The organism is Pseudoalteromonas sp. KS88, from assembly GCF_004766475.1.
GTDB lineage: Bacteria > Pseudomonadota > Gammaproteobacteria > Enterobacterales > Alteromonadaceae > Pseudoalteromonas.
On record NZ_PYHV01000019.1, the window covers coordinates 1 to 22,700 of the forward strand.

Consider the following 22,700-nt stretch of genomic DNA (forward strand, 5'->3'; position numbering starts at 1 on the left):
TAAAAAAGACCTGGCGCTTTCGCACCAAGTCTCTCATTAAAACCGTCAACCTATTTCAGGACGGGACAATTAAAGGAGAATTACCAACCGCATTGTCGTTCTTGATTTTGCTCATCTAAATATTTTTGCAATGGTGCAAAGTAATCAAGTAACGCAGTGGCGTCCATTTCTGTTTTGCCCGTTACAGTGGCAAGTGCTTCTTGCCATGGGCGGCTTGAGCCCATTTCAAGCATGGCATTGAGCTTTTCACCCGCCGCTTTAGAATTGTAAACTGAACAACGGTGAATCGCTTCTTCGTTACCAGCAATTTCACACAGACTGCGGTGGAAATCAAATTGAAGAATATGTGCTAAGAAGTAGCGAGTGTAAGGTGTGTTGCCTGGTACGTGGTATTTTGCACCTGGATCAAAATCAGCTTCTGTTCTAGTTATGGGTGCTTGAATACCTTGATACTTCTGGCGTAAATCCCACCAAGCTTGATTGTAATTTTCAGCTGTTACTTCACCTGAGAACACTTTCCAACGCCATTGGTCCACTAATAAACCAAATGGAATGAAGGCCACTTTATCCAGTGCCATTTTCATTAGTAAGCCAATGTCTTTAGATTCGTCTGGTACTTGCTCTAATAAACCAATTTCTTTTAAATAACCAGGTGTAACAGAGAGTGCAATTGTATCACCAATAGCTTCATGGAACCCATCGTTAGCACTTTCTTGATAGTAAAGTGGCTGTGTATTGTACGCACGCTGATAAAAATTATGACCTAATTCATGGTGTATAACTGAAAATTCTTCACCTGTACGTTGAATACACATTTTAATACGCAGGTCGTCTTTACTATCAATGTTCCACGCTGATGCATGGCATTGCACATCACGATCTTTGGGTTTGGTAAATAGTGAACGTTCATAAAACGTCTCTGGGAGAGGCTCAAACCCCATTGAAGTGAAAAACGTCTCAGCACCTTTCACCATTTTTAGTTCATCATAATTATGCTCAGCGAGTAACGCTGTTACATCATAGCCTGGATCTGCATTTTCAGGGGCAACAACGTCATAGATATTGCCCCATGTTTGTGCCCACATGTTGCCTAATAAATGTGCAGGAATTGGTTGATCTTGTGGTACTTTATCTTCACCATATTTCTCGCCTAGCTTTGCACGTACATGACAATGCAATGAATCATAAAGTGGTTTAACTTGTCCCCAAATGCGGTCAAGTTCATTTGCAAAATCATCTGCAGGCATATCATACTTACTGCGCCACATCGCGCCGGTATCAGCGTAACCAAGCTCTTTAGCACCTTCATTTGTTAAAGTTACTTGTTGCTCATAAAGAGGTCGCATTGGCTTAGAAACTTGACGCCAGCCTTGCCATAGATCAAGTAATTCATTGTAATCACGACTTGTGGCCATCTTTGCTGTCATATCGCCTAAGCTTAAACAATTGCCATTTTCTTTGCAGTACTTACCTTTGCCGTAGATACCACCAAGCTCTGCCACTAACTGCGATAGTTTAGCTGTTTTTTCAGCATCTTGAGGCGCAGGCAATGTGAGTGCTAATTTTAGCTTATCTAATTTACGTCGGGCATCGTAATCAAGGTCTAAAGAATCAAACTGAGCCGCTTCATTTGCAAGGCGCACAACCGCTTCCGTCATCTTGCGGTTTACTTCTGCTGAAAGCGCAGCGGTATCATGCGTAATAAAGTTCGCATAAATCCACTCTGCGCGGCTTGATTCTAAATAGAGTGCGTTAAGTTCTTGTTCCGTTTTATCTATAAAGTTTCGTGCATCAGCTGCGCTTACTGAAGTGCTAACAGTAGTGTGTTGTTTTTCAGAAGTGTTTTGGTCACAACCTGATAGTGCTAATGCACTCGTGGCCATTAATACGCTCAGACTAAGCTTAAAATGTGGAGTAGTCATATTTACCCTTATATTTGTTATTTATCGCTATGGATGATAGCAGTGTCTCAAAGCATGGCAAAATATATAATTCCAATCTGTAACAGTACTTAATCATTTTGCGGGGATAAACGTGTGGCTACCTGCGTTAAAAAACTCTCATTTAGAGCAACTAGATAGCAAATTTTTTGCCTTGCTATCAACATTTTTTTCTATCCTCAAAATAGAGCACTTAATTAAGCGAATTGATTTAAGTTTTTGTTTGCATATGTGTAACCAGAGAATGATGGTTTTATTGTATTTATAAAAGGATCGGTCATACTTAAAACAATTAGTTTCCATCAATTGAAAAGGATCGTTTCCATGTCAGTGTTCATTTTATTACTGGTTTTGGTGATAGTTGTATTTGCTGTAAAAGATATCCGCATCAGCTTAATTAGTCGCCCAGCCTTTAAATTTTTTAAAAAAGTATTGCCGCCTTTGTCACAAACAGAACGGGAAGCTATGGAGGCTGGCGATGTTTGGTGGGATGGGGAGCTGTTTAGTGGTAACCCTGACTGGAAAGTTCTTCATAGCTACCCTAAGCCAGAATTGAGTAAAAAGGAATGTGCATTTTTAGATAATGAGGTAGAAACATTACTAGCAATGCTTGATGACTACCAAATTGTTCAAAAAGATAAAGACTTGCCTAAAGAGGTTTGGGATTACCTCAAAGTAAATGGTTTCTTCGCAATGATTATTCCTGAAAAGTTTGGCGGACGTCAGTTCTCAGCGATTGCAAATTCTACTATTGTGGCAAAAATTGCGACTAAAAGCTTAACTGCTGCGGTTACCGTTATGGTGCCAAACAGTTTAGGTCCAGGTGAGTTATTGCTTCACTATGGTACTAAAGAGCAGCAAGAACGATGGTTGCCAACTTTAGCAACTGGCGAAGATGTGCCTTGTTTTGCCCTAACAGGGCCTGAAGCTGGCTCCGATGCGGGCAGTATTCCTGATTCTGGTGTGGTGTGTAAAGGTGAGTTCAATGGTGAAGAAGTAATTGGACTTCGTTTAAACTGGTCTAAACGTTACATAACATTGGCACCTGTGGCCACAGTGCTTGGGCTTGCGTTTAAAATGTACGATCCCGAGTGCTTGCTGGGTAAAGAGAAAGAGCTTGGTATTACTTGTGCGCTAATACCCACAGATCATGAGGGTGTTAAAATCGGCGAGCGTCATTATCCGCTTAATATGGCGTTTATGAATGGAACGACCTACGGTAAAGATGTATTTATACCACTAGAGTGGATTATTGGTGGTCAACAGGGCGCAGGCAGAGGTTGGCGGATGCTCGTTGAGTGCCTTAGTGCAGGTCGTGGTATTTCACTTCCTGCATTGAGTAGTGCTACAGGGCATTTATGTTCACGCATGACATCAGCTTATGCTGTGGTAAGACAGCAGTTTGGTGTATCAATAGGACAGTTTGAGGGGGTCCAGGAAGCGTTAGCGCGTATTGGTGGCTTAACTTATAGTTTGGAGTCTTGCCGACTAATGACCGCAGGTGCAATTGATTTAAAACTCAGCCCATCGGTTGTCACAGCTATTGCGAAATACCATATGACAGAGATGGGGCGAACCGTAATGAATGATGCAATGGATATTCACTCAGGTAAGGGTATTCAAGTAGGGCCAAATAACTATTTAGCTCATGGATACATGGGGATCCCGGTTTCTATAACCGTAGAAGGCGCCAACATATTAACACGTAATTTAATGATTTTTGGACAAGGCGCAACACGTTGTCACCCATTTGTACTTAAAGAAATGGAAGCGGCTGGCATGGAAGATGATGAGCTTGCTTTAAAGCAATTTGATGGGTTGTTGTTACAGCATATTATATTTGCCAGTACCAATGCAGGCATGGCGTTTGTACATGGACTGACTCGAAGCTATTTTGCTAAGTCTCCTGTGAGTGGCGCAACAACGAACTATTATAAGCAGTTAGGCAGAATGAGTCGCGGATTAGCATTTTGCACTGATGTAGCTATGCTTATTTTAGGCGGAGAGCTGAAGCGAAAAGAAATGATTTCTGCACGCTTAGGCGATGTGTTGAGCCACCTATATATTGCCTCAACTGTTCTCAAACGGTTTGAAGATGAAGGCCGACAACAAGCAGACTTAGCATTTGTTCAGTATTCAGTGGAGCGAAATTTATTTGAAATTGGGCAAGCGTTTGATGGCTTCTTTAAAAACTTTTCAAATCCATTCGTTAATTTTTTACTCAAACGAATAGTTTTCCCACTGGGTAATCATTACCATCGTCCTAGTGATAATATAGCTCAAACAATATGCGAGCATATGACTAAACCGGGCGTTTTCAGAAATCGATTAACTCACTTATGCTATGTCGATGATAATGCAGGTACAGGTGTAATGGAGCAAGCATTTGCAGCAATGAATGACACTGCTGATGCATTCAAACGTATAAAGAAGTGGCAGCGTGAGGGCGTTTTAAATCGTAATGCATCGGTCGAAGTAGTAATTGATGAAGCAGTTGAAAAACAACTGATTACAGAGCAAGAGGGTAGGCGTCTACAAGACGCAAATGAGCTTAGGAAACAAGCCATAGCGGTAGATAACTTTGCAAAAGGAACACTTTAAAACGAAAAAAGCCTTTAAAATAAAGGCTTTCAGTATTTAATATCAATATGTAATACATCTCATAACCAGAGCTTAGGTTATTGAAAATTATCTGGCAAATGGGTCTGGGTTTATTTTATCCACGTACCATTTGCCTTTCTTACGCACCATTTTAACACTGCGCATATCATCAACCTTGTTACCATTAAAGTAACCGGTAAATATAAGGTTTATATTAGCCTTATCACCATACTGCTCTCGAAGGCTCATGTTTGTCATGTCTACTTCAATAACTACTTCGTCATATTGCATATTAACTAAATTACGAGCGAATTGTTTAGAAGTACCATATGACTTCATTATTCTGCCTAATTTAGGCGTAGCCATTGTCATCGCCTTATTGAGGTCTTTCGCATTATACAAGGCATCAAAATACATAGTCGCACCTTCCCCTGGTGTACTTGAGTCACCAGAAGTAGACTCTTCACTACCACAGCCTGATAGTGAAAGAATAGAAATGAGTGTAAAAAGCGTTAATAAATATTTCATTTTAAATTGTTTTACAGATTCCAGATGATTCAAGTGTGAGACGAATTAATAAAGATGTAAAGTTTAATAGCAGTAATAATTAGATTTAGTGACATTTTTTAGTACTAAAAGCGTAGTTCATGTTATTGCAATTAAACTAATGATAATAAACTTTAAGAAAAAGCGAGGCAGACAAATCAAAACGGCCCTTTAAATCATACTAATGAACTACTAAAGACAGATTTTTCTCTAATGATCTGCTCTTAAGCTGTTTAGCCATTGTTCAGGGTCGGGCAAAAGAAACTCGATATTATGGTTCTGTTTGGTCGTAATCTTAATGCCGCTTTGTGTTATTGGAATAATACCAGCGGCTTTTCCTGCACAGCGTTCAACACGACTAATGGTGTTTAATTTTATTGTGTATGAACCTAAATTTAATTGTTTATTTAGTGATTCAAAGTGAAGCAAATGTTCGGTCAACGTTAATCGGCCATCAGCTTTTGCTGAACCAAGTTGCAGTGTTGCGTAGCTGCTTTTTAGCTGCGTAACGTCAGAAAATAGCATACCCATAATTCGCTCCATGATTGATTAAACAAAATATTATGCTGTCAGTTGGAGTGTGTCAAATTTGTAAATAAAACTTTGCTTTATTGTTGTAAAACTGCCGTTACAAAAAGTACCTGTCTTTGTTATGTTTCTTTTGGTGTTTACTTACAGAAACAAAAACTAAAATTGCGACCAACATTTGTATAAATAGTGCAGCTAGCATGATGATTAAATCCAACCGACTATTGATAATATTTATGTTGCTTAACTCTATTAACCACGCGAGTAAAAGCATTCCAAGCAACGATATGTGGATAATTTGTTGCAACTTAACCTTAAAAGAAAGGGGCTTATATTGGCTAAATACCAGTAATACAGTGCTCACTATGGGGGTCAATACTATACTGGCGTAGATAAGTGTTAGAATCGGACCCCAATGAAATCCATTAGTATTTATTGACTGAGCTATTTTTGTTTCACACCCAGCAAGCATAATTAAAGCTAATAACAGGACTGAGGTCCTTAATAAGTAATTCTTCATAAATTCTGTCTAATTTTATAGTGGCTTAAAATGTTTAAATAAATCGGGCACGCAAAGTTTAGCCATGAGCAGAGATAAGCTCTTTGGCATTCGCTTTGGCCATTTTACTAATGTTGTCACCAGCGAGCAGCCTTGCAATTTCGTCGATTCTGCCGTCTTTATTTAAGGGTTTCATATGGGTAAATGTTTCACCGTTTGCAATTTCTTTGGCTACAAAAAACTGTTGATGACCAGAGCTTGCCACTTGAGGTAAGTGTGTCACACAAATGACCTGTGTTGACTTGCCTAGTTGGCGTAATAATTTTCCTACAGCAGATGCCGTAGGGCCAGAAATACCCACATCTACTTCATCAAAAATAAGTGTTGGCGTTGTTACTTTTTGCGCAATAATGACTTGTATGGCCAAGCTTATTCGTGAAAGCTCTCCACCAGATGCAACTTTTGACAAGGGTTGTAAAGGTTGTCCTGGATTTGTGGAGACTAAAAAAGCAATGCAGTCATAGCCTAGGTTAGTAGGTACGCGTGATGGCTCTTGGCTAAGTGCAATCTCGAATTGCCCATTCTCCATCGATAAGTTGGCCATGCTTTGGCTAATCAGTTTATTTAAATCACTGGCAGCTTTTATCCGGCTATTACTCAATACACAAGCGGCTTCTTTATAAAGATCCAAGGACAAAGTTATTTCAGATTCTAACTGTTCTAACCGTGATGAATTATTGCTAATTGATTCCAACTCGCTACTGATTGATTGATGAAAATCTACTAGTTCTTCAGGTTTTATATGATGCTTACGCGCTAAATCTAAAGCGCCACTCAAGCGCTCTTCGACTTCAACAAGCCGGCTTGGGTCTAGCTCTGTTTGATCAGCATAATTTCTAATCTCGCGACTGGCTTCTTCTACTTGCACAGCGGCTTCTTCTAACAAAGTAGCGACACTCGTTAAGCTATTGTCGTAATGCGCTAACTCAGCAAAGCGTTGAGCACTATGCTGTAATATTGAGCAAGCATTTTGCTCATCACTTTCGTATAAATGCTGTAGCTCACGTTGGCACGATTCAAGTATCGTCTGGCTGTGGCTTAACTTATGGTGTTCAGCTTCAATCTGTTGGAATTCATTTTCTTGTAAAGCAAATTCGTCAAGTTCGGCTACTTGGTATTCTAACAGTTGTTTTTGCGCCGCCTCTTTCAGTTGAGACTGCTCGAGAATGGCATACTCTTTTTGCAAGTTTTGGTGTTCGCGATAGCGTTTACGCACATTAGATACTAAATCAGTGTGTCCTGCGTAGGCATCTAACAAATTAAGTTGATGGTCTGCTTTCAAAAGATATTGGTGCGCATGCTGCCCATGAATCGAAATTAGGTGTTGTCCTAATTCTTTTAGCTGTGTGGCTGTTACAGGACTACCATTAATATAACTCTTACTACGACCGTTTTTACAAATGACACGTCTTAATAAACATTCGTTTTCATCATTTGTTAATAACTGTTGTTGTAAATAGTCAGTAGCATTAGGCAGATTAGCAATATCAAAGTGAGCACTTATTTCCGCGCGCTCTGTACCAGGGCGCACCGCTGCGGCATCAGCACGTTCACCTAAGCAAAGTGATAATGCATCTATTGCAATTGATTTACCTGCGCCAGTCTCACCTGTAATAGCGGTCATACCGCTATGCCACTCGGTGCTAAGATTATTTACAATGGCAAAGTTTTTAATTTCGAGTCCGATTAACATACTGTTCATCCATCCAGTCAATTAACTGTTAATTTATACAGTGTTTTGTTTTTTTGCAAATAAAATTTCTATTTTGTTCGGATTACAAAGCAGTAGATGTAACGAGAAAAGTTGATATGACGTCGGGAAAGGGCTTGAAATGCAAAGGTTAGGGTGCAGAAGCACCCTGTGATTTAACTATTAGTACTTAATTGTTGTATAAAAGACTGAGTATTTGAATCATCAGATTCTTGTTCTTCATCTACCTCTACCTCGGGTACACCTTGATCACTGGCGATATCCGGTGATTCTAATGTTTTAATTAATGAAGGTAGTATTTCATAATAAAAATCACGGTTATATTCAATTCCCGCATAGGGTAATTCAGCAACAAAAAGAGAAAGTTGCTCAGCTAATTTGTCACGCTCACCGGTGACAAACGATTTAGTCAGTTCGCTATTTACTGTTGAGATGAAAGATTCGACAATTCGTTCTAAATACAATAGGTTTTCATCACTATGGGGTTGTACAACAAAAAAGTTGCTAGCAATGACTTGTAATCGCGGGATATATTTAGGCCTAAGTATATGAGCTTCAGAAAAGTAATTTAATTTCCCTTTTAAATTGCTCGTTACTTCTGCTACACGGTTATTAAACAGCTTTTTTTCTGCCTCTCGTGCATTACGGCGGTTATTTTCAATTACAAGGTATGTACCTAATAACGTTATTAATAACAAAATAGCAAAAAATACAACGTAGGTCATCGCTAATAAACATTCCTGATTTATGTGATTATAAATTTCTTGATATTTTGCGCTAAAGTATGAGTTAGCGCAATATAATTAATACAAACGACTACCCCAATTTAGCTTTGTACGTAAAACATGATAGTAAGAGTATTCTTTTGGATGAATAAGCCGAAGTCTTTTATCAGCCTTTTTTATCACGACTTCATCACCAGGCAAAACGGCCAACACAACATGACTATCACAGCTCACTTGTAAGCTATCCGTATTTTCTAAACTTAGTTTTAAGCGAACTTCATTATCGGCATCGACGACCAAAGGACGACTTGATAGGGTATGAGGAAACATTGGGACCAGCGAAATAGCGTTCAGCTCAGGGGTCAAAATTGGTCCGCCGCCAGATAGTGAGTAAGCTGTTGAACCTGTGGGAGTTGAAACAATTAAACCGTCAGAACGCTGAGAAAAGACAAATTCATTGTTTATAAATGCTTCAAATTCTATCATGTGAGCAACTTTATCTGCGTGAAGAACTGCTTCGTTCACAGCCGAATTTGCACTTTTGAGTTCAGCATGACGATAGACTTCAACTTCAAGCAGAAAGCGGTTTTCTTCGATAAATTGCCCACTTAATACTTGCTCCAAGCTTGCTTCAAAGCCATCGGGGTTTAAGTCTGTTAAAAACCCTAGGTTCCCTCGGTTCACTCCAATAACAGCAACATTAAAGCGAGCAAGTACACGTGCGGCACCTAGCATGTTGCCGTCGCCTCCAACCACAATTGCTAAGTCAGCTTTTTCACCAAGCTCAATTAATTTGACAAGTTTGTCTTTAGGTATATCGTCTATTTGCTGTCCAGTTCGTTGCTCAACAATAACAGAAAAGCCTAATGCATTTAAAAAAGTGTATAAGCGTATTAATGTTGCGGTTGCGCCATCGTGATTTACTTTTCCAATTAAGCCTATGGTTTTAAAAGGTGATTCCATGATATTCACGCAAATAATTATAATAATGCTAGAGTACTTAAAAATGAGTGAATTGAAAACCTCAGTGCCTTGAAATAACCTCTCTTTGCCCCGATATATGCTTTATGCACCAAGATGTAGATAATATGAATATAAATCCTCGAGATCAGCAAATATTTTCCGCCGTTATGAGTTTGTACTGTGATGGTGAAGGCCTGCCTGTGGCATCAAGCAAAATTGCAAAGCAAAAAGGTATGGCAGTGTGCTCGGCCACCGTGCGTAATGCCATGTCTCGGCTTGAAAAAGTGGGGTTATTATACTCCCCCCACACATCTGCTGGACGCGTTCCGACTAATGCCGGTTTTGAGTACTGGTTAACGGAGTTTTTTGCATTAAATGAGATAGCTCAATATTGGCACCCAGCGCAGTCAAAACTTGTAGAGTTAGCCCACGATTTAAGTCAACGTTTTAAAGTGTGTTGTTGTGTTGGCTTGCCTCAAGTCCGCTCTCAGCATGTTTTTAGAGTAGAAGTACTTGATTTCGATAGCAATGATTGGCTTATTTTATTGATTGATAGAGCTGGGCAAAGTCATAATATTTGTATTCACAAACCGTCTGATTCATCAGACGCTGTGCGATATCAATTTGCGACTTGGCTGAACACGGTATTTAGTCAACAAACGCTGATGGAAGGCTTGTATCGTATGCAGGCAATGGCAAATACAGCGCCACGTAATTGCCATGATTCATTAACACAGTGGACCCGCGAACTAAGCCAAAAGCTTGGTTCAGACAACAGTATTGTGGTAGGGGAAAACTACTTATATAAGCAAATGGATTGTCAGCAAAGTTTAAATATTGGCGTGTCATTTTTAAATTATGTGGAAGATAAACTGGCTTTTAAAAATGGTGTTTCTGTACTTAACTCAGAACAACTACCATTTGCAGATTGCGCTGAGTTAATGGTGATAAGTGTGCCGTATTTTCAAAATCAAGAATATCAAAGTCGTTTTTGTATTATTTGTCCAAAATCGGCGCAAATTGAAGCAATCATCCAAGAATTTAAACTAATCGAGTCATCTGACTCTTGAATCTTTTTATTCAATCCCCATAATTACCGCAATTGAAAAGAATTGGAGTACGTTTATTATGTCTGAGCAGACAAAATCACCAGAGCAAGAAGTAGAATTAAATGAAGAGTTAGAGCAAATGCAAGCAGACGTTGAAGCTGCGGTAGAGGCTGCTGATGCACATGAGGCTGAAGAAGTTAGCCCGGAAGCTGAAATCGCCATGCTTTACGCAGAGCTTGAAGCGGCAAAGCAAACAATCAATGATCAAAAAGATGGTGTTGTTCGTGCTGCAGCTGATGTTGAAAATATTCGTCGTCGTGCAGCTCAAGATGTTGAAAAAGCGCATAAATTTGCTTTAGAAAAGTTTGCTAACGAACTACTTCCAGTGATTGATAACCTAGAACGTGCAATTGAATTCTCAGACAAAGAGAACGAAACACTTAAGCCGTTACTTGAAGGCATTGATATGACAGTGAAGAGCTTTAATGATGCCGTTGCTAAGTTTGGTGTTGAAATTGTAAACCCACAAGGTGAACAGTTTAACCCTGAATTTCACCAAGCAATGTCTATCCAGCCAAGTAATGATGTATCACCTAATACAGTACTAGCAGTAATGCAAAAGGGTTACACTTTAAATGGTCGTTTACTTCGCCCTGCAATGGTGATGGTGTCAAAAGCCGCTGAGTAATCTAAAATATTCTAGAAATGCCCGTTAATTACGGGCATTTTTTTTGCTTTGTATTCGGTGCCAAACTTGAGCAAGCAAAGTTAGCACTAACGCACTGAACATTAAACTTGAAAAGGGCACGGCACTTTGCGCATGCATTAATGCGAGTATTGGCCCAACAAGTGCACCGCTGCCAAAGCGTAAAGTACCAATGACGGCGGTTGCCGTTCCTGACTTTTCTTCAAACTGCATCAAAATAAGTGCATCTGCATTACTGGCAATAATACCTAGGCTCATCATAAGAGGTGCAATAGCCGCAACTATATAGTACAGCGATAAATGAAACACGCTAAATGATAGCAACGCGCTTCCCGACATAAACCCTACAAACAAACCATAATAAAGCATCTTTCGAGAACCAATTCGCGGTACTAAACGCGTGTTTAAAAAGTTACCAAACATTAATGCCATCACATTAAACGCAAACAATAATCCAAATAGTTGTTCAGATACAGCAAAGTAATCAAGGTATACGAAGGGCACAGCAGTTAAAAAGCAAAAAAAGCCAAAAGAAACAAACATTGAGCTGGCTATGTCTGCGCGCGCATTTTTATTTTTAAATACGGTTTTATAACTATCAAAAAAAAGTGCAAAACCTGAAAGAGGGCTTTTAAATATTGGAATATCAATCAAGTATCTTTGAGTTAGCGCTAAAATAGTAAAGCTATAACAAGCGAGTACGATAAAAATCGTCTGCCAATGAGAAAGCCCCATTATCATTGAACCAACAGTAGGCGCCACGAGAGGAGCCACCATCATGATCATAGACACATAAGACATGCCTTTAGCCGTGTCCTTTTGATAAATGTGACGAATAATACCGGGCACAACCACTGTTGCTGCCGCACCAGTGAAAGCTTGAACAACACGCAAAAACCAAAAAAGGTGTATGTCATTACAAAATGCTAAAGCAAGGGAGCTTAATCCAAATAAGGCTAACCCGATCTTTGCGAGTATTCGCCGTCCTATTTGATCGGCAATCGGGCCGAAGAAAAGCATGCCCAGAGCATAACCAGCTAGGTACAAACTGAGTGATATTTGTACATTAGGCATACTTGTATTGAGGTCGTTTGCAATAATTAGCATTGCAGGTAAATACATGTCGATTGCGAGGGGGGTAATAGCAACGATACTCGCTAAAAGAGGCAGTAAGATACGCTTGTTAAGGAGAGATGATTGAATTTGCATGCGCTACTCGTGAACAGAATTTGGTGCGCATTGTATACCCAAGCCACCTCAAGATGCGAGCGTCGTTGGAATTAAAAACGATTTAGGCAAGGCAATGATTGCAAATAATGGTTGTTTCCTCGTTAAAATCAATAACGCAGTATAAATCGCTTTTAAACCAACCCGCTGGGCGTTTCACTGGCACTTACTCTCATCGTTGTTCCTTCTTAAAAGGGAGTGCCATTCTTGCAAAGCAACACCTTGATATTAAGTCACTGTGAAGCGCTGAATTGTGCATCTTGAGGTGGTTTGGGTATATCTGCGAGATTTACAATGCGATAGCCAGTGTATGGGTTAGTTTGTGATTAATTTTGTCAGCGTGCTTAGGGGGGTCAATAGTAATATTATGTTAAGGCGTTATTTGCTATATTGACAAAATATCAATAAACGGAATGTTAGTTGGGGAATACAATGAAAAAACTAGTTTTAGCAGTACTCGCAACAGCCGTGTTAGCCGGGTGTAAAACATCACCAACGGGTCGGACACAAATCGCTTTGTATAGTGATCAACAAATGAGCCAAATGGGCCAGCAAAGCTTTGCTCAAATGAAAGAAACCCAAAAAGTAAATAAAGATCCAGCTGTAAATGCGTATGTTAAATGCATTGCCAAGGATGTAATTGCTGTTTTGCCTCAACAATACGCAAGCCAAAATTGGGAAGTGGTCGTCTTTGAAGACGATTCAGCCAATGCTTTTGCATTACCAGGGGGCTATATTGGTGTTCATACAGGATTACTCAATGTAGCTAAAAACCAACACCAACTTGCAACAGTCATTGGTCATGAAGTGGGTCATGTTATCGCGGAGCATTCAAATGAACGTGTATCACAAAGTTCACTGTTGCAAACAGGCATGCAGGTAGGCAGTGCAGCACTTGATATAGGCGATGTAAAATACCGTAATGAGATAATGCAAGGACTCGGTTTGGGTGCGCAATTTGGTATTATTTTACCCTTTAGTCGCTCTCATGAATCAGAGGCGGATATTATCGGCTTAGACTTAATGGCTAAAGCAGGGTTTAACCCGAAAGAGTCAGTCACATTATGGCAAAATATGAGCCAAGCTGGAGGTGGAGCAACACCTGAGTTTATGTCGACTCATCCAGCACCTGGTAATCGTATAAAAGAGTTACAAGCAAACATGTCAGGTGCGGTAGTAGCAAAGAATAATGCTAACAAGTCAGGAAAAACGCCAGCCTGTAAGCTCTAGTTTGCCGCCATAGTATTTCTAAATAAATTTAAAAAGGCACAACATGCAATGTTGTGCCTTTATTTTTAGCTTCGCGAGGGAGAAGTTTTAGGCGGTCCTTAAAACGTCCACTCAATATGTAATTGTGGTACAGACTCTGTGGTATCTGTGCCAAGTTTGTTGTGCCAATATTGCCACTCAATTCCTAGAAGTAAGGTGTTCTCTTTCATGCTAATCGCATTACCTAAATCCCACGTTATGATAGGTTGTGCTAAGACCCAAGCTTTAACATCTTCGCCAAACTCATTTTCACGTGCGGCGATATACTCAATGTGGCCTGTCACATTAAACTTTTGTGTGCCAATCGAAAACGGATAGCCCCACGCAATATCAAGCATCCAGCTATTGGTTTCAATAGGAGCTCCACCACGTAATACACCTTCATTATCGTCGATGTATGCTGTGACTAGCGTTGACAAAAAGCTAAACCCCGGTGCTTGCCAATTTACCTTTACGCCAGGTAAGTACTTTAATACTTTAGAATCGCCAGCGGCGTTAAATCCTGCCGTTAAGCCAATATCCGCAATTGCACCATAAGACATGTCGCTACCCGATATTTTGGATAAACTAAAAGTAGAGTACCATTCACCATAAAAGTCTTTGTCTTGGTAGCCATCGTCAGTGGTATCATTTATATAATCAATAAAGAAGAAGTTATCACCATAATCATAGCCAGAGGCATGTTGTAGTGAAGCAATCGTGGTGGTTGATTTTTGTCCTGTGAAAGGGTTTTTAAAATCACCTTTATTAAGGTGTAACGCAGTAGTGCTCCAATTAGCAGCGTGGCTTGAAGCGCTAGCCATGAAAATGGCAGTAAAAACGATTGTTTTATTCAATGTAGGAATCTCGGATTTAAATATTTACTTTTTCTAACCGAGATTATAGCAGATACCCCTAGAATTGAGCGTATCTGCTATTAAAAAACGTTAAATCTCAGTTTTGTTGCGTCTGAGGCAAATAACAGTCACTGCTGTAAACGCCAATATAAAACAGTAATAAGAAGATGTAGATACTTCCCAAGGGCTAATTTTGAAGGTTGCGCCAAGTAATAATGCTTGAGCGCCGTAAGGCAATGAGCCTTGAGTAACACAAGCGAATATATCTAATAAACTTGCTGAGCGTTTACCGCTAATTTCACCATCTGTTGCTAGCTTTTTAGCCACAGGTCCCGCGACAATAATTGAAACTGTATTATTCGCAATACACAGGTTACTAGTCATCACAAGCGCTGCAATCCCAAGTTGATCAGCTACTTTTCTGTGCCATTTAGCAATGATTTTTGTTATTGCTTGAATTTTGCGTGCTAAGTAGTCAAGACCACCATTAATGCGGATAAACTCAGACAAACCACCAATAAACATCGATAGCAAGAAGATTTCTTGCATGTCGGTAAAGCCTTTGTAGATATCTTTTACAAAGCTTGCGCCTTCGTAGCTGCCTGTAAAGCCCATCAACGCAGCAAAAATGATTCCGCTAAATAGAACAACAAAAACATTGAAGCCCATTACCGCAAGCACGAGTATAAAGGCATAAGGTAAGACTAATAACAAATCATACTCTTTCGCTTCAACTGCCTGTGATGCAGGTGTTAAAAAGACAAGTAACGCGATAGTAAGTATTGCAGCGGGAAGAGCGATTTTTAAATTTTCACGAAATTTATCCTTCATTTCACAGCCCTGAGTTCTTGTGGCTGCGATTGTAGTATCTGAAATAATTGATAAATTGTCGCCAAACATCGAACCCGATACGATAGTGCCTGCCATTAAGGCCGGATCGATACCCGTTTTCATTGATACCGCATAGGCAATCGGGCCAATTGCTCCGATAGTTCCCATCGATGTACCCATTGCAGTTGACACAACCGCGGCAATTAAAAAGAGGCCAGGCAATAGTAAAGCAGGGGGGATAAGTGATAAACCCGCGTTCACAACCGCATCAACACCCCCTGTTGCCCCTGCAACAGCAGAAAATGCACCTGCAAGTAAATAAATTAAACACATGGTAATGATATTGTTATGCCCAGCGCCTTTTATAAAGGTCTCTACACTGTGGTTAATGGTGTTTTTATTTAGGATAAACGCCAGCATAATCGCTGGTAGAATGGCAACAGGAGCGGGCAGTTGATAGAAAGCGTAATCAACACCTTGCGATTGAAGATACAAACCAGCGCCTAAAAATAGGGTTACAAAGGTAAGCAGTGGCAGCAAAGATAACTTTGCTTTAGTTTTATTAAATGATGGCTGCATCATATTCCTCGTTAGATAACTCATAAACAACTACTACAGCCAAAATATCCTTCTTTTAGCAGCATTTCGTTGTTCTCTTATCAAAGTGATAAGTAATTCAACAGCGCCCGCAAGCCAAAGACCAAATCGGCGCAAAGAAGGAAGTTTAAATGTATAGACGGCTAAAGTCTATGGGTATCTATTATTATTATTTTTAAAAGAGTTTTCTGACTATTACATGAGTTTAAAATAAAATCTAGTTCACTTATGTCCGCAAAGATAAAATTATAAATAGACGGTACTACTTTGGTGGTAATCAATTGAATAAAATAAAACATATTATAAGCCGCGTTAGCGGCTTATAATTTCACATCAAACCGTTGGTTTTAAAAATTGTATTGATACGTCAAAGCGAAGCTTCTTCCGCGACCTTTATGGTCATAAAGTGCTTCTGGGCCATATTTAGGGCTGTAGAAGTAAATGGCTCGTTTACCCCATTGTGTTGTGTAAGTTTTATCAAGCACGTTATTGATAGAGAAGTATACTTGGCCGTGTTCTAGCGGGTAGCGCGCTGTCAGGTCTAAAAGCGTATAACCATCAATTTTTTTATCCGCATCATCTTCTAAATCAAACATTGTTTTGCTTTGTAAGCGAAGATTAAAGTCCGCTTTTTGCCAACTAATATAACTGGTTAGTTTTGAGCTTGAGGCTTGTGTAACCGTGACCTTTTCCCAATCACCTTGCGCGTTTTCAGCTTCTTTTGTTATTAAATGCGCAGAAAATCCCGCTTGCCACGCGTTCTCAAATTCATAGTCTAGTTGTGCTTCAACCCCTTTTGTGCGGGTTTTAGAGTCTGATACAGAGATAAGCAATGTCTTAGAGTTATATGAAATTTTGTGATCTGAAGTGCTGTAATAGGCAGCCAGTTGTGCACGTAATGCTCCGTCATCAAAACGCCAACCAAGTTCCATAGAGTCGGTTTTAATACCTGAAAGCGCAGAACTATTTACATCAACCACACTGCCTTCAACTAATGTTAATGCAGTTGTGTTGGTTGATTGCTCATAACTGCCTTTGCCATAGTATTTTGCTACATTGGGTAGCTCAAAAGCTTCAGCTGAGTTAAACCACATTTGTTGGTTATCGTTTATATCGAAGATGACACCTAAATTAAATAGTCCAACGTCATAATCTGTGCTGCCGCCTTTGATGGCTTCAGCTTCTGACGCAACCCCTGTCTTCACTTTAATTGCAGCGCTAGTACCAACAAAATCATTTACAGTATTATCCATTGATTGTCGGCGGTAGCCTACAGCAAGGCCTAGATTGTCTAGTAGCTGATATTGTAGTTGAGCGAACAAAGCACGGGCATCAACTTTAAAGCCAGGGTAGCGGTCAACCCCGTACAGTTCATTCATTACCAACCCGCCCGAACTTTGTGCAACCTCAGTATCGTAATAAGTTTGTATAGCCTCAAACTCCTCACTATCATAGTCAAAGCCGTAAGCGTAAGTCAGTTTGTCTGCTTTTCCAGACATAACCACTTTAAAGCCGTGCGCATCGGTGTTCTGCTCTGAGCTTGAGAAACTTGAAATCGCGTTGCCTTTTAGACGGGGGCGAGGATAAAAATCAAAAACCTCTTCGCGCATAAACGCTTGTATATTTAAAGTTTGTGAGAAAAGATCTTTATTTACATAGTTGAGATTAATCAATGTGCGTTCTGTTTTTGGAATATGGTCAGATTCAAGCCCTTTTCTAATTTCAACACCTGCCATATCACCAAATAACGCATTAGCGTTTGGACCAAAATACAAACCATGCTCACCATCACTTTGGTTTTCATATTTTTGCACCATGGCAGATAGTGATTGGTTTGCTGTAAATTGATGAGATATCGACGCCATTAAATCAAGACTTTCAGAGTATTGCAGGCCACTTTGAGTTGTATCCATTATTATGGGGTTACTTTCACCGTCATACATGGCGTCAGTTTTATTATAGGCAATTGAAACGCGACCTTTAGTGTGTTTGTTAGCAAAGCCATATGCTCCGGCTAAGTTTGTGTCAAAATCATCACTGCCAGCAAAGCCAGAAACAAAACCGACTTTAACAGCATTGTCTTCGGTGCCTTGTTTAGTAATGATATTAATTACACCACCGGTGCTGCCACCCCCATATATAGCGGTTGCCCCTGAAAGTACTTCAATTCGTGATATGTTAAATGGATCAATAGCATCAAGGTGGCGGCTAATACCACGAGAAGAGTTTAAAGACACGCCATCTATCATTACCACCATTTGGCGACCACGCATATTTTGGCCATAGTTAGTTCGGGTTGTACTGGCTAGATCAAGGCTTGGAATTAGTTGCGCTAATGACGTTTTAAAATCATGGCCTGCATTGATTTGTGCTTGCAGTTCTTCAAGATCGACAAGCCACACAGTGCCAGCAATATCTGATATTTTTTGCTCTGTTCGGTTAGCCGTTATAAGGATTCGGTCTAACGGTTGCTGCACTTGCGTTTGTGTTTGTGAGGCCGCATATGAGTTAAATGCACATAGAAGGCTAGAGGCTACTAATGTAAGAGTATACTTTTTCATGTTAATTTAAACTGCCGTTGTTAAAGGTAAAAAATGAGATGAGTTGGGTAATGTCCAGTCGATAAAGCTTTGCGTTTCACTGAGATCAAATAAAGTTTTGTTTGCTAAATGGTTAATAATTGTGGCACTTCGCCATGCCATTAAACTCAGTTGAGGTTCGGCGATGCCATGGCTATCAAGGCCAGCATTGACTGCGTATATTTGGTTTTCGCTTTGGTGCTGCCATTTAATATTAAAATGACTATCTAGCTGAAGTCCGCTGTCTTCGTTTAAGTGAAGTAGTGGTTTTAGTGGTTCAAGGTATGTGGGTAATTTAGACTCAAAGCCTGTAGCTAAAATAACATAATCAGCATTAAGTACTTCATCGCTTTGATTCAATGTATTATGGCACTTCACAGTAAAGCCGTTATTATTAGGTGAGATAGTTTGCGCTGTCCGATTGGGGAGTAAATGAACCCACTTTTCTTCACCTTTGACGTCAAAGTGTTGATATAAATATTGATAAATTTGTTTTAAGCATTCTGTTGTAATACCGTCACTTGCAAGCTTTTGGGTTTTAATCTCGCGTTTTTTGCTTAGCTCAGGTAAATCAAAGAAACACTTAGTATATTGCGGAGTAAAAAATTCGTTTGTAAAAGTAGCTTCATCAAGAGGCTGATAGTTAGGGCGACGGGACACCCAATATAACGAACTCGGTTTGCCCCAATATTCCCCTAAGGCATTAAGTACAATGTCTGCACCTGTTTGCCCCCCACCAATAATAGCGACGCTTTTATTTGTTAAATCAATATCACGTCTCATAATCTCCGCTGCGTGAAATACTTTATCACCCAGTTGCGATACGAATTCATGGGGAATGTATGGCGCTTTACCAGTTCCCAAACAAATGTTTTTCGCAGTGTATTCGCCACTATTCGTTGTAATGACAAACTGACCGTTGGAATAGTTGATTGCTGAGACTGCATCGTTAAAATTGAGGTTCTTTAATTTGCTTGCTGCCCACGCCATATAGTCAGAAAATTCGGTTCGGCTTATCATGGCAATATCAGTTGATAAAAATCGGTAAAACCGCTTTTTATCAACTAAATAAGACAAGAAACTTACGCGACTGGTCGGTGCAACGGCAGTTACCAAGTCTTTTAGATAACATGTTTGCATGTGGGCATCGGGTAACAGTAAACCTGGATGCCATGCAAAACTGGGTTTGTTATCAAAAAAACGATAATTAAGCTCGTTGGATTCGTTCAAAAGTGCGGCGATGCTTAAATTGAATGGACCAATTCCGATCCCTGCTAGATCTAACATTGAAAATTCTCCTTGTAGAATTTAACTTTTTCGATTGATATAAGCGCAGCACGCTTATGCGGGAACTCAAATTCATATTCCTTTATAAATCCAAGTTTATTGATTTGATTGAATAATTTTTGATTGTCGTGTCTTGGTTCAAGGACAATTTTTTGTGTCATGGGGCAGTCTAAAAATATAAAATGACTAATAGCTTTACACCATGCTTTAAAAAAGCGCGTGCCCCTATATGCATCATTACCTACTAACAGGTGCAAGCCTCTGTCGTATGCTTGCCATGCGTAGTAGGGCGCGATCCTATCTTCAGCAGCCCAATAAACTTCAAAATAGCCAAATGCTTCGTCGTCAAAGTAACCAATTAAGGGCAAGTTAAACGGGGTATTAAATTTATCGGTTAGATAGCTTTTAAGTTCTTCTTTGGGTAAGTCCATCTCCCAAAACTCACTAACACGGGGGTGGTGCATCCACTGGTGAAAAATGCCTATATCTGCATCAGGATCCGCTACTTTAAAGCTTATGAATTTGCCTAGCTCGTTATCAAAGCGACGATAAACTTCTTGCGTTAAATTAATAGGGCGCTTAGGGCTCACTCTTTGAGAATCGATGTGATTAAACAGTGGTCTTTGTGTTTCATTTAAGCCATTCAAAGGATGACTATAAAATTCGAACCGTGACAAGCTCTCAGTGTTAAAAGCCTGAACCAACGCTTGCCATGGTTTAGATTGTTGCCATTGTTTTTTTGGCAATTGAACGTGTTTGATATGATCGTTTAGATAAAAAAGGGCATCAAGCAGGCATAGCAACTGTGTCAAGGAATGAATGTTTTCATCATATTCAGCAACAAAGTTATAACCAAAGCAGATTTCACCCTGAAGCGATATATTGTTGTAATGATCAACCACACCTGAAGGAGATTTTTCAATGGGAAGGTGGTGCTTTAATAACATGCTAACGCTCCTGTTGGTCGGTTTGAGCGACTAAATTAGGCATGTCAAAATAGATGATTGCAGGGTCTTCGATGGTATTTTCGTTATCACCTGTTAAATAGCAGTAAAAATTGCCTTTACATTGGAAATGAGGTTGTTGGAGTACTTGTTGAAGGCAGATTGGATCGATTGCAGAATTCGCGATACTGGCTAATGTGCTGTGTAATTTGTTACACCAGGCTTGTTCATCACCAAACCCTAACATCGAAAGTGCAGCGATAAGTGCGTAGCTACTGTTTATAATGACGTAATAAGGAAAGTAACGTGATATTTGATCTTGACTCCAGTGGTGTTCAATTTCACCGGAAATGTCTTTACAGTATGCACTAAACTGCTCAACCCCCAATGTAGAAAAGCCAATGCCTTGGCAGTCACGAATAAAGGTTTTGAAAGGAAGTCCCTGGTTAAATTCAATAACGATATTTTGCTGGTGGGCAAGGCACACTAAGCCTAAATTTGCTTGCAAATCAAAGAGTGGCAAGATGACTTGCTCACTAAACTTTTTAAACCAAAGCTCAGCAGCCTCAGGTAATGTGACCTGCTTATTTAGGCTTACCTGTTTAAGTTGCTCAAGTAATAGGTGATGTTCATCGTCAATTGGCAATTGACAAAGTGTGGCTAATACGAGGCTTTCATTTTTATGATTTAGTTGTTGGTTCTCTCTGAATAAGAAAATGCTTTGCTCGATCACCTGGCCATTAAAACTCAAGCCACACCAAGCAGGCTCTTGTAGAACATTAAATTCAGGGTACTGTGCTTGCCATTTTTTATATTTGTTAGTCTGGCATGCATCAAAAACACGTAGCCCACGTTTACATTCTTTGACTGATAAGGTTCTAACAGAGTTAGTCAATTTAATATTTAAAGAGTATTTCAGCTGAAATGTGACGTCGGGTTGACAAATTGCGCGAACAGATGAGGTGGCCGACCATGCTAAACCATGCTCGCCTAATTCAATTATGAGCAAGTCATTTAACAGCATTTGAATAGTAGAAAGCGTTTTTAAATGCTGCCATTGCCATGGATGCATCGGAATTACTGCATATTGATCATTGTGTTTGCTCAACAGTTGAGGGGCACTTTGAGAAACAAGCTCAGATAAGTAGCCATCAAGTGAGTCGCCATCTGATTCACCAACCACTATACTTTTTGAAACGCGTAACCACACAAGTTTAAATTTTGCTGCAAATTCGGGGCTATATTTAGCCCATAAATCATCGGTGAGTTGTTGTCGGCTTTTTGCCGCAGGATGAAAGTTGTGTCCCGCCAGAAGGCCTTGTTCAGCCTCAATAAAGTTCAAAGGACCCGTTTTTAATTGTGCAAGCCTAGGGTGATTATCTAAAGATTGAGCAATGAAGCGTTGACTTTGAAGCACTTGGGTAATGAATTCATCAATTTGGGATTGTGAAAATGCAGCGCTTTTATCAGCTCGAGGCATTAATAAGCGTATTGCTTGTTCAAATTCAATGCTGGTTTGCGTGTTATTGGATTGTAGGAGCACGTCACCGGTAAAGCCGTGGACTCCTAAATTTGAAAAATAATGAAGTGGTAACAGAAGGTGATGCTGCTCATCAAGGCGAATGCTAATTGCTTTAAGCCCCTCAGTGTGGGGGGTAACATCCCAATTGCTATTTTCTCGCAAGTAGGCGTTGGCAAAACTCGACCAACAGAAACTTTTATTTAACACTGTCTGAATCCTTAGAACAATAAAGTTATTGCGAATGATAAGGGTTTGCATTACTGTGTCAATGAAAATTTGA

The 22,700-nt window shown here is 39.9% G+C and carries 17 protein-coding genes; 4 read left to right on the forward strand and 13 right to left on the reverse strand.

The window, feature by feature from the left end; all coding sequences use genetic code 11:
• Positions 1 to 80 precede the first annotated feature (80 nt).
• Entirely contained in the window at positions 81 to 1,922 is a 1,842-nt protein-coding gene (locus C7Y70_RS12215) for a M2 family metallopeptidase (RefSeq protein ID WP_135475113.1), read from the reverse strand.
• A 342-nt stretch (positions 1,923 to 2,264) separates the two neighbouring features.
• Here C7Y70_RS12215 and C7Y70_RS12220 point away from each other — a divergent pair, with 342 nt between their 5' ends.
• Positions 2,265 to 4,541 (forward strand): acyl-CoA dehydrogenase, encoded by a 2,277-nt coding sequence (locus tag C7Y70_RS12220; RefSeq protein ID WP_135475114.1) that lies wholly within the window; start codon positions 2,265 to 2,267, stop codon positions 4,539 to 4,541.
• An 87-nt stretch (positions 4,542 to 4,628) separates the two neighbouring features.
• On the opposite strand, the gene C7Y70_RS12225 is transcribed toward C7Y70_RS12220, so the two are convergent.
• The 5 genes from C7Y70_RS12225 to nadK form a co-directional block, all read right to left on the reverse strand.
• Entirely contained in the window at positions 4,629 to 5,069 is a 441-nt protein-coding gene (locus C7Y70_RS12225; RefSeq protein WP_099295755.1) for a hypothetical protein, read from the reverse strand.
• A gap of 228 nt (positions 5,070 to 5,297) precedes the next feature.
• The gene (locus C7Y70_RS12230; RefSeq protein ID WP_167850814.1) at positions 5,298 to 5,618 is read right to left on the reverse strand and encodes a GRAM domain-containing protein; all 321 of its coding nucleotides are present in this window, start codon (positions 5,616 to 5,618) and stop codon (positions 5,298 to 5,300) included.
• A gap of 575 nt (positions 5,619 to 6,193) precedes the next feature.
• On the reverse strand, positions 6,194 to 7,867 hold the full coding sequence (gene recN, locus C7Y70_RS12235; protein WP_135475116.1) for a DNA repair protein RecN: 1,674 nt from the start codon (positions 7,865 to 7,867) through the stop codon (positions 6,194 to 6,196).
• A 173-nt stretch (positions 7,868 to 8,040) separates the two neighbouring features.
• Positions 8,041 to 8,610 (reverse strand): hypothetical protein, encoded by a 570-nt coding sequence (locus C7Y70_RS12240; protein ID WP_135475117.1) that lies wholly within the window; start codon positions 8,608 to 8,610, stop codon positions 8,041 to 8,043.
• Between the two features lie 78 nt (positions 8,611 to 8,688).
• Positions 8,689 to 9,573 carry an NAD(+) kinase gene (gene nadK, locus C7Y70_RS12245; protein WP_099295751.1) on the reverse strand — a complete coding sequence of 295 codons (885 nt, stop codon included), beginning with the start codon at positions 9,571 to 9,573 and terminating at the stop codon, positions 8,689 to 8,691.
• 104 nt (positions 9,574 to 9,677) lie between these two features.
• Here nadK and C7Y70_RS12250 point away from each other — a divergent pair, with 104 nt between their 5' ends.
• Complete coding sequence (locus C7Y70_RS12250; protein ID WP_135475118.1) at positions 9,678 to 10,643, forward strand: HrcA family transcriptional regulator; 966 nt, start codon at positions 9,678 to 9,680, stop codon at positions 10,641 to 10,643.
• A 58-nt stretch (positions 10,644 to 10,701) separates the two neighbouring features.
• Positions 10,702 to 11,310, forward strand: a complete 609-nt coding sequence (gene grpE / locus C7Y70_RS12255) for a nucleotide exchange factor GrpE (protein ID WP_099295749.1) — start codon at positions 10,702 to 10,704, stop codon at positions 11,308 to 11,310.
• Between the two features lie 24 nt (positions 11,311 to 11,334).
• On the opposite strand, the gene C7Y70_RS12260 is transcribed toward grpE, so the two are convergent.
• Complete coding sequence (locus tag C7Y70_RS12260) at positions 11,335 to 12,537, reverse strand: Bcr/CflA family efflux MFS transporter (protein ID WP_135475119.1); 1,203 nt, start codon at positions 12,535 to 12,537, stop codon at positions 11,335 to 11,337.
• 450 nt (positions 12,538 to 12,987) lie between these two features.
• Between C7Y70_RS12260 and C7Y70_RS12265 the strand changes: the two genes are divergently transcribed.
• Positions 12,988 to 13,785 carry a M48 family metallopeptidase gene (locus C7Y70_RS12265; protein ID WP_135475120.1) on the forward strand — a complete coding sequence of 266 codons (798 nt, stop codon included), beginning with the start codon at positions 12,988 to 12,990 and terminating at the stop codon, positions 13,783 to 13,785.
• A 98-nt stretch (positions 13,786 to 13,883) separates the two neighbouring features.
• Here C7Y70_RS12265 and C7Y70_RS12270 read toward each other — a convergent pair whose 3' ends face one another.
• The 6 genes from C7Y70_RS12270 to C7Y70_RS12295 form a co-directional block, all read right to left on the reverse strand.
• Positions 13,884 to 14,627, reverse strand: coding sequence for a nucleoside-binding protein (locus tag C7Y70_RS12270; RefSeq protein WP_135475334.1), 744 nt, complete (start codon positions 14,625 to 14,627; stop codon positions 13,884 to 13,886).
• Between the two features lie 123 nt (positions 14,628 to 14,750).
• Positions 14,751 to 16,070: a Na+/H+ antiporter NhaC family protein gene (locus tag C7Y70_RS12275; RefSeq protein ID WP_135475335.1), complete on the reverse strand. Its 1,320-nt coding sequence runs from the start codon at positions 16,068 to 16,070 to the stop codon at positions 14,751 to 14,753.
• A gap of 365 nt (positions 16,071 to 16,435) precedes the next feature.
• Positions 16,436 to 18,649, reverse strand: coding sequence for a TonB-dependent receptor (locus tag C7Y70_RS12280; RefSeq protein ID WP_135475121.1), 2,214 nt, complete (start codon positions 18,647 to 18,649; stop codon positions 16,436 to 16,438).
• A gap of 6 nt (positions 18,650 to 18,655) precedes the next feature.
• A complete protein-coding gene (locus C7Y70_RS12285; RefSeq protein WP_135475122.1) occupies positions 18,656 to 19,954 on the reverse strand; it encodes a SidA/IucD/PvdA family monooxygenase in 1,299 nt (432 codons plus the stop codon).
• Positions 19,948 to 20,901, reverse strand: a complete 954-nt coding sequence (locus tag C7Y70_RS12290) for a GNAT family N-acetyltransferase (protein WP_135475123.1) — start codon at positions 20,899 to 20,901, stop codon at positions 19,948 to 19,950. Before C7Y70_RS12290 ends, C7Y70_RS12285 begins: the two co-directional genes overlap by 7 nt.
• A 1-nt stretch (position 20,902) precedes the next feature.
• Positions 20,903 to 22,627, reverse strand: coding sequence for an IucA/IucC family protein (locus tag C7Y70_RS12295; RefSeq protein WP_167850815.1), 1,725 nt, complete (start codon positions 22,625 to 22,627; stop codon positions 20,903 to 20,905).
• Between the last annotated feature and the right edge of the window lie 73 nt (positions 22,628 to 22,700).